Below are 12,683 nucleotides of genomic sequence, written 5' to 3'. Positions count from 1 at the left end.
TCGTCCCACCCGCCCCTTCCGCACCACCCGTCCCCTCCGTGCTGCCCGCCCACCGAGACGGCGCGACCACCTGGCGGACGCCCTCTTGACGCCCGCCGGGGCCCGATCGACACTCGGATCGGGAATCCTAGTGAACAGGTAGGGAATCATGGGGCGTGAGCCGTTCGCAGGCCGAGTGAGCCGCACCGTGTGGACGTCGCCCCTTCTCACCTCCCGCCGTCACATCGACCTCCAGCGCGTCTCCAGCGCGATCCCCAGGGGCTGAACAGGTCGTCCCCGCGCGCGACACCGCCCCGGCGGTCCCCCCGGACACCGTGAGGTCCCCGGCGTACCGCCCCCGCGTCGCGCGCGGACGCGAGCCCCGCCCACCGCACCCGCTCCGCCGACGCGCCCGCGTCCGCCGGACCCGCGTCCGCCCCACCCGCCGCGCGCCCGCCCGCGCACCGCCCCCAGGGGAGAGTCATGTCCGTCACACCGCTGGCCGCCCACCCGTCCGCCCGCCCCGCCCCCGCCTTCCGGGGCCGCATCGGACGCGACGCCCGCAGCGGCCACTACGCCGTGCCCGGCCGCTACCGCCTCCACCTCTCCCCGGCCGACCCGGACGGGCTGCGCATCGCCGTCACCCACAGCCTCCTCGGCCTCGACCGCGCCTGTCCGGTCACCGTCCTGCCCGCCGTCCCCGACTGTCCCGACGGCGGCCACTCGGCCCTGCGGCCCCTCTACGACGCCAGCGCCCACCGCTACACCGGCCCCGCCGTCGGCCCCGTCCTCAGCGACGACTGGTCCGGCCGCATCGTCTCCACCCACGGCCCCGACATCGCCCGCGACCTGGCCCGGCGCTTCGGCGGCGGCCGGGCCGTCCTCCACCCGTGCGGCGCCGAGTCCGAGATCGAGGCCGTCGAGCGGATGTGCGCCGAGGGCATCGAGGAGGCCGCCCAGCGGGCCGGGGCCGCCGCGGCCGGGGAGCCCGAGCGGGCCGTCGCCCTGGACACCCTGCTCGCCACCCTCGACGTCCTCGAACGCGGACTCGCCGCCCAGCCTCACCTGATCAGCCATCAGATCACGGCGGCCGACGTCGAGTTGTGGGTGACGCTCGTCCAGCTCGACACCGTCCACCGCCACCATCTGGACGCCGAGGCCGTCCGCCGGATCGCGGGCCACCGCGCGCTGTGGGACTACGCCCGCCGCCTGGCCGCCCACCCCGCCTTCGGCACCCACCTCGACCTCGACGCCGTGGCCCGCCGCCACCACGCCCGCTGTCAGGGCCTGGAGGCAGCCGGCTCCGCCGTCCAGATCCTGGACTGGGCCGCCCACACCGAGCCCGCCCAGGACACGGCACCGCAGGTCGAACGCCCCTGACCCGTTCCACCCCTCGGACCGGCGTTGACATTCATCCGGCCAACTGTCTTACTTACGCCCCAGAACGGTCATGAGCGTCAGCGACAAGCCCTGGCTTGCTGACCGGCAACCCTCGCTCGGCGGTGGGGTGCCCCAGGTGACGACCGGACCGGATGACGTTTCGGTAAGCGCGAGGGCCCCAGGGGCCGGAAGAAACACGGTGACGGACATGTACGCAGCTCCCAGGACGGCGCCCCGCCGCTCCGCGGGCTGCGTACGCCCGTACGCGCAGCCCCTGGTCGCCGACCGCGCCGTCGACCTCCTCCGCGTGAACAGCGCACTGTGTACCGCACCGGGCCGTGCCCGCTGTCGGGGCTGACCCCTCACACCGCCCCGCTTCCGCGTTCCTGACGCACACCGGCCCACCGGTGTGCCGTTGCCCGCCCCATCCCGGTTCTCCGTACGCCTCCGTGCGCCGTGCCCACGCGCCCGGCGCGGAGCGGTCCCCGCCGCCCCGCCGCCGCGGTCACCCACGTACGCCGTGGTCCGGGATGCCCGACTCCATCCGGAGCCCCTCATGACCGAACCCCCAGGCGCCGTCACCCTCGCCGAGGCACCGCCCGCCGACACCCCGCCGCCGCCCCGGCTCACCGCCCAGCGCGTGCAGCCGCTGCGCCGCCCGGGACGCTGGATCGCCACCGCCGTCGTCCTCGTCCTCGTCGCCCAGTTCATCCACGGACTGATCTCCAACCCGTTCTACCAGTGGGACCGCTTCGGCTACTGGTTCCTGCGGCCGGTCATCCTCGACGGTCTGCTGATCACCCTCGAAGTCACCGCCTACAGTGCCGTGTTGGGTCTCCTCGGCGGCATCCTGCTCGCCCTCGCCCGGCTCTCCCGCAGCCCCGTGCTCCGCGCGGTCAGCTGGACCTACGTCTGGGCGCTGCGCTCCATCCCGCTCATCGTGGTGCTGCTCTTCCTCTACAACTTCAGCGCCCTGTACAAGACGTTGAGCATCGGCGTGCCGTTCGGACCGGCCTTCTTCACCTTCGACGAGTCCCGGCTCGCCACCGACAAGGCGATCGCCGTCATCGGCCTCAGCCTCAACGAGGCGGCCTACGCGGCCGAAGTGGTCCGCGGCGGCATCCTCTCCGTGGACCAGGGCCAGCACGAGGCGTCCTCCGCGCTCGGCCTGCCCAAGGGCTACCAGTTCCGCCGGATCGTCTTCCCGCAGGCCCTGCGCTCGATCACCCCGAACTACGTCAACCAGCTGATCGGCCTCGTCAAGTCCACCTCGCTGGTCTTCTACGTGTCCCTGCTCGACCTGTTCGGCACCGCCCAGACCATGGGCTCCACCTACCCCGGCGACATCGTGCCGCTGCTCCTGGTGGTCACCGTCTGGTACCTGATCCTCACCAGCCTCGTCTCCGTCGTCCAGTTCTACGTCGAGCGCTACTACGCGCGGGGCGCCTCGCGCACCCTCCCGCCGACGCCGTTGCAGAAGCTGCGCACCGGTCTGACCGACCTGCGTGCCCGAATCCGCAGGGAGACCGCCGTATGAGCACCGAGACCGTCAAGAACGCGGGCACCGTGAACGACGCGGGCACCGTCAGGAACCCGGCAGACGCCGGCGACGCCGCCGGGCAGTCCGACACGGACCCCGACACCGACACGGGTACGGGTACGGGTTCGGGCGAGGTGAAGGCCGCCGGCGCGCTCATAGGTGCCGAGGTCGCGCCCGCCGCCGTGGAGGTCCACGACGTGCACAAGTGGTACGGCGCCCACCGGGTGCTGGACGGCGTCGACCTGACCGTGCGGCCCGGCGAGGTCACCGTCATCCTCGGCCCGTCCGGCTCCGGCAAGTCCACCCTGCTGCGGGTCATCAACCACCTGGAGAAGCCGGAGATCGGCTACGTCAGCGTCAACGGCGAGCTGATCGGCGTACGCCGCCACGGCGACCGGCTGCGCGAGCTGAGCGAGCGGGCCATCCTCGCCCAGCGCAGCCGCATCGGGTTCGTCTTCCAGAACTTCAACCTCTTCCCGCACCTCACCGTGCTGGACAACGTCGCCGCCGCGCCCGTCGCCACCGGCAGGCTCGCCAAACCCGAGGCACTGGCCCTGGCTCGCGAACTCCTCGACCGGGTCGGCCTCGCCGACAAGTCCACCGCCTACCCAAGGCAGTTGTCAGGCGGCCAGCAGCAACGCGTGGCCATCGCCCGCGCGTTGGCGCTGCGTCCCGGCGTGATCCTCTTCGACGAGCCCACCTCCGCACTCGACCCGGAACTCGTCGGTGAGGTCCTGGCCGTCATCAAGGACCTGGCCACCAGCGGCACCACCCTCGTCATCGTCACCCACGAGGTCGGCTTCGCCCGCGAGGTCGCCGACCGGGTCGTCTTCATCGACGGCGGCAGGATCGTCGAACAGGGCCCGCCCGCCGAGGTGCTGGACAACCCGCGCCACGAACGCACCCGGGACTTCCTCAGCAAGGTCCTCTGACCGCGCCACCCCGCCACCGCCCTCCGGCACTGCCCCCCGCCCCCGGCGCCGCGCACCCCGCGGCGCCCCCGAGACCTCCCCCCACACCCCCCACCACGCCCCCGCACCCACCTCACCAGCACCCTCGGCGACTTCCCGCGCGCCCAGCACGAAGGACGACCATGTCTACGCACCTCACCCGACGCAGCCTGATACGCGGCCTCACCGCGGCCACCGCGGTGGCCGCCCTCGCCACCGGGCTCGCCGCCTGCGGCGGGGAGAGCGACGCCGCCACCACCACGGAGAAGACCACCGAGGGCAGCGTCACCGTCGGCCGCCTGTCCAACGGCGCCGCCAAGGAGACCACCCTCAAGGTCGCCGAGGTCAAGTCGATCAGCGACAAGCTGCCCGCCGCCGTCAAGAAGAGCGGCACCCTGCACATCGGCGTCGGCGCTCTTCCGGCCGGGTTCGCCCCGCTCGCCTACGTCGGCAGCGACCAGAAGACCCTCACCGGCGCCGAGCCCGACTTCGGCCGCCTCGTCGCCGCCGTCCTCGGCCTCAAGGCCGACGTGAAGAACTCCACCTGGGAGAACCTCTTCGTCGGCATCGACAGCGGCAAGGTCGACGTCGGCTTCTCCAACATCACCGACACCGAGGAGCGCAAGAAGAAGTACGAGTTCGCCTCCTACCGCCAGGACAACCTCGGTTTCGAGGTGCCCAAGTCCAGTACCTGGAACTTCGACGGCGACTACAAGAAGCTCGCGGGCCTCACCGTCGCCGTCGGCTCCGGCACCAACCAGGAGAAGATCCTCCTGGAGTGGAAGAAGAAGCTGGAGGGCGAGGGCAAGAAGCTCACCGTCAAGTACTACCCGGACCGCAACGGCACCTACCTGGCCCTCAGCAGCGGCAAGATCGACGCCTTCTTCGGCCCGAACCCCGGCATCGCCTACAACGTCGCCAAGAGCGCGGGCACGGCCACCGCCACCCGTTCCGCGGGCACCTTCTCCGGCGCGGGCGAGACCCTTCAGGGCCTCATCGCCGCCACCGCCAAGAAGGACAGCGGGCTCGCCGAGCCCCTCGCCGAGGCCATCAACCACCTCGTCGAGGGCGGCCAGTACGCCAAGTGGCTCGCCGCCTGGAACCTCTCCAACGAGGCGGTCGCCAAGTCCGAGGTCAACCCGCCCGGCCTGCCTCTCGACAACGCCTGACGATACGTAAGGCGCCGTCTGGCGCCACCGATCCGCACGCACCACCAGCACGCGCACCCGCACACGCACGAAGAAGGGACTCCGCCCCCGTGGCCCCATCGACCGACCTCCGCGGCGGCGGAGTCCCCCTCGCCACCCGTCCCGCCCCGCCCCACCCCCTGGACAACGCCGTCTGGAACGCCCTGACCGGCCCCCACGCCCACCTCGCCGAACGGTACGGCCGCGCCGCCCGCTACCCGGCCGACGTGTACGCCTTCGCCGCCCTCGACGACCCCGCCGACCCGGCGGCCTGGGCCGACCTGCGCACCCTCGTCGGCCCCGCGACGGCCGTACGGGTCAAGCCCGTCGACCGGATTCCGGACGGCTGGGAGCTGCTCGGCGGCGGCACGGGCGTCCAGCTCGTCGCCACCGACGCCTTCCGTGACGCGCCCGACCCCGAGGCGCGGCCACTCGGCACCGCCGACGTGCCCGAGATCCTCGACCTGGTCGCCCGCACCCGGCCCGGCCCCTTCCTCGAACGGACCGTCGCCCTCGGCACCTACCTCGGGCTGCGTCACGAAGGGCGGCTGATCGCGCTCGCCGGAGAGCGGCTGCGGCTGCCCGGCTGGACCGAGATCAGCGCCGTCTGCACCGACCCCGCCCACCGCGGACAAGGCCTCGCCACCCGCCTCCTGCGTGCCGTCGCGGCCGGAATCCGCGAGCGCGGCGACACCCCCTTCCTGCACGCCGCCGCCGACAACGCCCCCGCGATCCGGCTCTACGAGTCCCTGGGCTTCGTCCTGCGCCGCCGCTCCACCATCGTCGCGGTCCGCTCGCCGGGAACATCCCACGAGGTGGGCACGTTGTGAGTCACGACGAGACGGCTCAGGCCCCGCCGCGACGGCGGTCGGCCGCCGTACCAGGGGCGGAGGTGACGGACGTGACCGAGGCGACCCACGGGGTGACGGCGCGGGACACCCGCCTCCCGCACCCGCCGCGGCCCCTCCACCTCACCTCCCGGCCCCACATCGACCTCCAGCGCGTCGCCGCCGCCCTCTGTCGCTGAACCCCGCCGCACCCGCCGCACCGGCCCCGGTCTGCGCACCGCGCCGCGTCCGGCGTGCCCCGCCGCACCCCCGCCGCGCCCGCCCCGCGTCCCCGGGCCGGCCCTCTCGTACGGACTTCCAGGAAGGCACCCCCGTGTCCTCGAACACCCATTCCTCCGCACACCGCCCCGCCGACCCGTCCGCCTCCTCCGCGCTGCACCTCGCCGTCGCCCTCGACGGCACCGGCTGGCACCCCGCCGCCTGGCGCGAGCCGGTCTCCCGGCCCCGGGAGCTGTTCACGGCCGCCCACTGGGCCGACCAGGTCGCCGAGGCCGAACGCGGACTCCTCGACTTCGTCACCATCGAGGACGGACTCGGCCCCCAGTCCTCGCACCTCCTGGAGCCCGACGACCGCACCGACCAGGTCCGCGGCCGCCTCGACGCCGTCCTGATCGCCGCCCGCGTCGCCCCCCTCAGCAGCCGCATCGGCCTCGTCCCGACCGTGGTCGCCACCCACACCGAGCCGTTCCACATCTCCAAGGCGATCGCCACCCTCGACTACGTCAGCACCGGCCGCGCCGGACTCCGCGTGCAGATCACCAGCCGGCAGAACGAGGCCGCCCACTTCGGCCGCCGCACGGTGCCGCGGATCGCCGCCCACGACGCACCCGAGACGCCCGCCCTGGTCGGCGACCTCTTCGACGAGGCCACCGACTACGTCGAGGTCGTCCGCCGCCTCTGGGACAGCTGGGAGGACGACGCGGAGATCCGCGACGCCGCCACCGGCCGCTTCGTCGACCGGGACAAGCTGCACTACATCGACTTCGAGGGCCGCCACTTCAGCGTCAAGGGCCCCTCCATCACCCCCCGCCCGCCGCAGGGCCAGCCCCTCGTCACCGCCCTCGCCCACGCCACCGTGCCCTACCGCCTCGTCGCCCGCGCCACCGACGTCGGCTACGTCACCCCGCACGACACCGCCCAGGCCCGTGCGATCGTCGCCGAGATCCGCGCCGAGCAGGAGGCGGCGGGCCGCACCGCCGACCCGCTGCACGTCTTCGCCGACCTCGTCGTCCTCCTCGACGACGACCCGGCCGAGGCCGCCGCCCGCCGCGACCGCCTCGACACCCTCGCCGGGGAGGAATTCACCAGCGACGCCCGGATCTTCACCGGCACCCCCGCCCAACTCGCCGACCTGCTCCAGGAGTTCCAGGCCACCGGGATCACCGGCTTCCGGCTCCGCCCGGCCGTCGCCGGACACGACCTGCCCGCCATCACCCGCGGCCTCGTCCCTGAACTCCAGCGCCGTGACGCCTTCCGCCGCGCCTACGAGGCCGACACCCTGCGCGGGCACCTCGGCCTGACCCGCCCCGCCAACCGCTACGCCGCCTGAGCCGGAGAGGGACCGACCCCCATGAGCAAGCCCCGTAAGCAGATCCACCTCGCCGCCCACTTCCCCGGCGTCAACAACACCACCGTGTGGAGCGACCCGCGGGCCGGCAGCCACATCGAGTTCAGCTCCTTCGCCCACTTCGCGCGCACCGCCGAACGCGCCAAGTTCGACTTCCTGTTCCTCGCCGAGGGCCTGCGCCTGCGCGAACAGGGCGGCAAGATCTACGACCTGGACGTCGTGGGCCGCCCCGACACCTTCACGGTCCTCGCCGCGCTGGCCGCCGTCACCGACCGCCTCGGCCTCACCGGCACCATCAACTCCACGTTCAACGAGCCCTACGAGGTGGCCCGCCAGTTCGCCAGCCTCGACCACCTCTCCGCGGGCCGGGCCGCCTGGAACGTCGTCACCTCCTGGGACGCGTTCACCGGGGAGAACTTCCGCCGCGGCGGCTTCCTCCCGCAGGACGAACGCTACTCGCGCGCCAAGGAGTTCCTCGCGACCACCGGCGAACTCTTCGACTCCTGGCGGGGCGACGAGATCGTCGCCGACCAGGCCACCGGCACCTTCCTCACCGACGCCAAGGCGGGCGCCTTCGTCCACCAGGGGCAACACTTCGACATCCACGGGCAGTTCAACGTGCCGCGCAGCCCCCAGGGCCGCCCGGTGATCTTCCAGGCCGGTGACTCCGACGAGGGCCGCGAGTTCGCCGCGGCGAGCGCCGACGCCATCTTCAGCCGGTACGCCGCCCTCGACACCGGCCAGGCCTTCTACACCGACGTCAAGTCCCGCCTCGCCAAGTACGGCCGCCGCTCGGACGAGTTGCTGATCCTGCCCGCCGCGAGCTTCGTCCTCGGCGACACCGACGCCGAGGCCGAGGAACTCGCCCGCGAGGTCCGCCGCCAGCAGGTCAGCGGCGCCACCGCCCTCAAGCACCTGGAGTTCGTCTGGAACCGGGACCTCTCCGGCTACGACCCCGAGGGCCCCCTCCCCACGATCGACCCCGACCTCGGCGAGTCCCACATCGCCCGCGGCCGGGCCCAGGTCCGCATGTACCGCGACCCGCTGGCCGTCGCCCGCGAGTGGCGCGCCCTCGCCGAGGCCAACAACTGGTCCATCCGCGACCTCGTCATCGAGACCGGCAACCGGCAGAACTTCGTCGGCTCCCCGCAGACGATCGCCCGCACCATCGACGACTACGTGCAGGCCGACGCCAGCGACGGCTTCATCCTCGTCCCCCACCTCACCCCCGGCGGCCTCGACGCCTTCGCCGACCAGGTCGTGCCGCTCCTCCAGGAACGGGGCGTCTACCGCACCGAGTACGAGGGCACCACCCTCCGCGACCACCTCGGCCTCGCCCACCCCGACGAGGCGGGCCGCGCGCGGGTCGCCTCGTGAGGTTCCTCGCGATCACCCTGATCGTGCACCGGCCGCACCCCGTCACCGGGGTGCGGCCGTCCACCCGCGACCGCTTCCGCGAGGTCGTCGGCAACGCGCTCCTCGCGGAGGAACTCGGCTTCGACGGCTTCGGCGTGGGCGAGCGGCACGAACGCCCCTTCCTCTCCTCCGCCCCGCCCGTCGTCCTCAGCCACATCGCCGCCCTCACCCGCCGCATCCGCCTCTTCACCGCGGTCACCACCCTCAGCCTCCTCGACCCGGTCCGCGCCCACGAGGACTACGCCACCCTCGACCACCTCTCCGACGGCCGCCTCGACCTGATCATCGGCAAGGGCAACGGCTCCGCCCAGCGCGACCTGTTCCACGTCACGCCCGACGACCAGTGGGACCGCAACGCCGAGAGCTACGACGTCTTCCGCCGGATCTGGCGCCAGGACAAGGTCACCGCCGACACCCGCTTCCGCCCCGCCCTGCACGAGGCCGAGGTGTGGCCCCGCCCCTACCAGCGACCCGTACGGGTCTGGCACGGCAGCGCCACCAGCAAGGAGTCCGTCGAACTCGCCGCCCGCTACGGCGACCCCCTGTTCTCCGCCAACGTCACCCACCCCGTCGAGCCGTACGCCGCCCTCGTCGACCACTACCGGGAACGCTGGGCCCACCACGGCCACGACCCGGCCCGCCTCACCGTCGGCGCGGGCTCCGCCGGGCTGTATGTCGCCCGCACCTCCCAGGAGGCCCGCGCGACCTACCGGCCCGTCTTCGAGGCCAACCTCGCCTTCCAGAAGCAGACCGGGCTGCCCGTCGTCTTCGAGACCCTCGACGACTTCGTCGAGCGCAGCTCCGCCCTGATCGGCAGCCCGCAGCAGATCGTGGACAAGGTCCACCGCTACCACGAGCGGCTCGGCCACACCGTCCAGCACGTCAGCGCCGACGCGGGCGGCCTCGACGACACCCGCCACCGCGCCTCCCTGGAACTGTTCCAGGCCGAGGTGGCGCCCGTCCTGCGCAAGGAGATACCGGACCCGCCCTTCCCCTGGGCGCCGGTCCTGCCCCCGCCCCCGGCCCCCGAGGAGCCCGCCCGTGCCTGACATCCCCCTCGGCGTCCTCGACCTCGTCCCGGTCCCCACCGGCGCGACCGCCGCCGACGCCCTGCGCAACTCCCTCGACCTCGCCCGGCGGACCGAACGCCAGGGGTACACCCGCTACTGGTTCGCCGAGCACCACCTCAACCCCGGTGTCGCGGGCACCTCCCCGGCGGTGCTGCTCGCCCTCACCGCCGCCGCCACCTCCACGATCCGCCTCGGCTCCGGCGCCGTCCAGCTCGGCCACCGCACCGCCCTGTCCGTCGTCGAGGAGTTCGGGCTCGTCGACGCCCTCCACCCCGGCCGCCTCGACCTCGGCCTCGGCCGCTCCGACGGCCGCCCCCCGCAGGGCGCACCGTCCGCCGTGCCCGTCCCGGCCACCCCCGTCGTCGACGGCCGCGCCCCCAACGGCCTGCTCATCCCGCCCCGCTTCTCCTTCGAACGGCTCCTCGGCTCCCCGCGCGTCGCCCTCCAGCGCGGCCTGCTCCTCCAGCCCGGCGCCGAGTCCCAGGACTACGCCCGGCAGATCGACGACCTCCTCGCCCTGCTGGCCGGCACCTACCGCTCGCCCGAGGGCGTCGAGGCCCACGTCGTCCCCGGCGAGGGCGCGCGGGTCGACGTCTGGATACTCGGCAGCACCGGCGGGCGCAGCGCCGAGGTGGCGGGCGCGCGCGGCCTGCGGTTCGCCGCCAACTACCACGTCAGCCCGGCCACCGTCCTGGAGGCCGTCGACGCCTACCGGGCCCACTTCAAGCCCTCCGACGCCCTCGACGCGCCCTACGTCACCGTCTCCGCCGACGTCGTCGTCGCCGAGGACGAGACACGGGCCCGCGAGCTGTCCGAGGGGTACGCGCCCTGGGTGCGGTCCATCCGTACCGCCGAGGGCGCGATCGCGTACCCGACGCTGGACGAGGCGCGCGCGTACCCCTGGTCCGCCGCGGACCAGGAACTCGTCCAGGACCGGCTCGACACCCGCTTCGTCGGCACGGCGGGGCAGGTCGCCGACCGGCTCGAACAGCTCCAGGAGGCCACCGGGGCCGACGAGTTGCTCATCACGACGATCACCCATGACCACGGGGAGCGGGTGCGGTCGTATGGGGCGCTCGCCGCGGAGTGGCGGCGGCGGGGGCACCTTCCCGCGACGTGAGGCGACCGTCCCGTGGCGCGGGGCTTCTGCGCGCGGGCCGGCCCCCGCGCCGTGCGCAGACCCCCCGCGCCCCTCAGGTGGGGTGCGTGGGGTGGGGATCCGCGGTGCGGGTCGGGCGGGCCGTCGGGCGCGGTTCCTCGTGTTCCTCCGGGGGGCGGGGGGTTCTCGTCAGGGGGAGGGCCAGGAGGAGGAGGGTGGCGCAGAGGGCGGACGTGGTGGCGTAGGCCGTCTCGGGGCGGGTGGGGGACATGCGGAGGTAGACGCCCGAGATCGCGCTGAGGCAGACCGCCGCCGCGACGCGCTGCGCCATCTGCAGGACGGCGCCCGCCACCCCGGCGGACTCGGCGGGCGCGTGCTGGAGGACACGGGCCTGGTTCGGGGCGACCGCCAGGCCCGCCGCGGCGCCCACCGCCACCTGGACCGACGCCAGCGCGTACGGCAGCACCCCGCGGGGGAGTGTCACCGCGGCCACCGAGCCCGCCAGGAGGGCCACCGCCCCCACGGCCAGCCCCAGCGCGACCGTACGGGCGCCGATCCGGCGCACCACCCGCCACGCCACCGCCGAGGCGAGCCCCATCGCCGCCGCCGACGGCACCGTCACCGCGGCCGTCGCCAGCGCCGACAGCCCGAGCCCGCTCTGGAGGAACAGCGTCAGCGTCAGGACCGCCGCCAGCGACGCCCCGAACTGGGCCATCGCCACCACCGTCCCCGCCGCGTACGGCCAGGAGCGGGCCAGCGCGGCGGGGAGCAGCGGGACCCGCCCGCGCCGTGCCCGCCGCCGCTGCCCGGCCACCAGCGCGCCGGCCGACACCAGCACCGCCCCGCCCCACAGCGCCGCCTCGCCCACGCCGTCCGGGGTGCTGATGAACGGCAGCATCAGCGACAGGGTGAGCGCCGCCACGCAGAGCAGGCCCCAGCCGTCGAGGCCGCGGGCCGCCGCGACCCGCCGGGGCGGAGGCAGCCGCCGTACGGCCAGCCAGAGGGTGAGCGCGCCGCACGGGGCGCTCAGCAGCAGACACAGCCGCCAGCCCGCGTCGGGCCCGGCCAGCGCGACCAGGCCGCCGCCGAGGGCGGGTCCGATCGCCGACGCCACCCCGGCCGTCACCGCGTACAGGCCGAGCGCCCGCGCCCGGTCCAGGCCCTGGAAGACGTCCTGGATCGTGCCGATCACCTGCGAGTTGACGAGCCCGGCACCCGCGCCCTGGAGCAGCCGGGCCACCACCACCGTCTCCGGCCGGGTCCCGGTCGCGGCGACCAGCCCGCACAGCACGAAGAGGGTGAGCCCGGCGAGGAAGAACCCCTTGCGGCCGCGCGCGTCGCCGAGACTGCCGCCGGGCACCAGCGCGAGACCGAACGCGAGCGAGTAGCCGGAGACCAGCCACTGGACGTCCGTCGCGCCCGCGGACAGCGACTGACGCAGCGCCGGCACGGCGATGGTGAGGACCGACTGGTCGAGCAGGGTGGTCACCCCGGCCGCCAGGCAGACCGTCAGCACTCGCCGGGCCGTGCGATCCTCACCCGGAAGCATGCCGACATGGTCACACCGGCCGACGGTCCTGTCCGGGCCCCGGCCTGCATGTTCGCACGATGGAAACACGCCGTTCGCGCCCGGACGAAGGCCCGGGG

General features: G+C 74.0%; 12 protein-coding genes and 1 riboswitch. Of the genes, 11 read left to right on the top strand and 1 reads right to left on the bottom strand.

The window, feature by feature from the left end:
- The first annotated feature begins 148 nt into the window (after nt 1-148).
- The 11 genes from ACIQPQ_RS15305 (at nt 149) to ACIQPQ_RS15255 (ending at nt 11,057) form a co-directional block, all read left to right on the top strand.
- The gene (locus ACIQPQ_RS15305) at nt 149-265 is read left to right on the top strand and encodes a putative leader peptide (protein ID WP_383766345.1); all 117 of its coding nucleotides are present in this window, start codon (nt 149-151) and stop codon (nt 263-265) included.
- 197 nt (nt 266-462) lie between these two features.
- On the top strand, nt 463-1,359 hold the full coding sequence (locus tag ACIQPQ_RS15300; protein WP_401303830.1) for a glutathione S-transferase C-terminal domain-containing protein: 897 nt from the start codon (nt 463-465) through the stop codon (nt 1,357-1,359).
- 66 nt (nt 1,360-1,425) lie between these two features.
- Nucleotides 1,426-1,535: riboswitch (SAM riboswitch) on the top strand.
- A gap of 380 nt (nt 1,536-1,915) precedes the next feature.
- On the top strand, nt 1,916-2,896 hold the full coding sequence (locus ACIQPQ_RS15295) for an amino acid ABC transporter permease (RefSeq protein WP_401303827.1): 981 nt from the start codon (nt 1,916-1,918) through the stop codon (nt 2,894-2,896).
- Nucleotides 2,893-3,831, top strand: coding sequence for an amino acid ABC transporter ATP-binding protein (locus tag ACIQPQ_RS15290; RefSeq protein ID WP_401303826.1), 939 nt, complete (start codon nt 2,893-2,895; stop codon nt 3,829-3,831). Before ACIQPQ_RS15295 ends, ACIQPQ_RS15290 begins: the two co-directional genes overlap by 4 nt.
- A gap of 161 nt (nt 3,832-3,992) precedes the next feature.
- The gene (locus tag ACIQPQ_RS15285; protein ID WP_401303824.1) at nt 3,993-5,018 is read left to right on the top strand and encodes a transporter substrate-binding domain-containing protein; all 1,026 of its coding nucleotides are present in this window, start codon (nt 3,993-3,995) and stop codon (nt 5,016-5,018) included.
- Nucleotides 5,019-5,107: 89 nt separating this feature from the next.
- Entirely contained in the window at nt 5,108-5,866 is a 759-nt protein-coding gene (locus ACIQPQ_RS15280) for a GNAT family N-acetyltransferase (RefSeq protein WP_401303822.1), read from the top strand.
- A 71-nt stretch (nt 5,867-5,937) separates the two neighbouring features.
- A complete protein-coding gene (locus tag ACIQPQ_RS15275) occupies nt 5,938-6,063 on the top strand; it encodes a putative leader peptide (protein ID WP_401303820.1) in 126 nt (41 codons plus the stop codon).
- A gap of 134 nt (nt 6,064-6,197) precedes the next feature.
- Nucleotides 6,198-7,433 carry an LLM class flavin-dependent oxidoreductase gene (locus ACIQPQ_RS15270; protein ID WP_401303818.1) on the top strand — a complete coding sequence of 412 codons (1,236 nt, stop codon included), beginning with the start codon at nt 6,198-6,200 and terminating at the stop codon, nt 7,431-7,433.
- 21 nt (nt 7,434-7,454) lie between these two features.
- Nucleotides 7,455-8,828 (top strand): NtaA/DmoA family FMN-dependent monooxygenase, encoded by a 1,374-nt coding sequence (locus ACIQPQ_RS15265; RefSeq protein WP_401303816.1) that lies wholly within the window; start codon nt 7,455-7,457, stop codon nt 8,826-8,828.
- On the top strand, nt 8,825-9,916 hold the full coding sequence (locus tag ACIQPQ_RS15260; RefSeq protein WP_401303814.1) for an LLM class flavin-dependent oxidoreductase: 1,092 nt from the start codon (nt 8,825-8,827) through the stop codon (nt 9,914-9,916). The genes ACIQPQ_RS15265 and ACIQPQ_RS15260 overlap by 4 nt, the downstream gene beginning before the upstream one ends.
- Nucleotides 9,909-11,057 (top strand): LLM class flavin-dependent oxidoreductase, encoded by a 1,149-nt coding sequence (locus ACIQPQ_RS15255; protein WP_401303811.1) that lies wholly within the window; start codon nt 9,909-9,911, stop codon nt 11,055-11,057. Before ACIQPQ_RS15260 ends, ACIQPQ_RS15255 begins: the two co-directional genes overlap by 8 nt.
- A gap of 73 nt (nt 11,058-11,130) precedes the next feature.
- On the opposite strand, the gene ACIQPQ_RS15250 is transcribed toward ACIQPQ_RS15255, so the two are convergent.
- On the bottom strand, nt 11,131-12,585 hold the full coding sequence (locus tag ACIQPQ_RS15250; protein ID WP_401303809.1) for an MFS transporter: 1,455 nt from the start codon (nt 12,583-12,585) through the stop codon (nt 11,131-11,133).
- Nucleotides 12,586-12,683 lie beyond the last annotated feature (98 nt).

The organism is Streptomyces sp. NPDC091281 (assembly GCF_044757425.1).
GTDB lineage: Bacteria > Actinomycetota > Actinomycetes > Streptomycetales > Streptomycetaceae > Streptomyces.
This window is presented reverse-complemented; position numbering and strand designations above follow the sequence as displayed.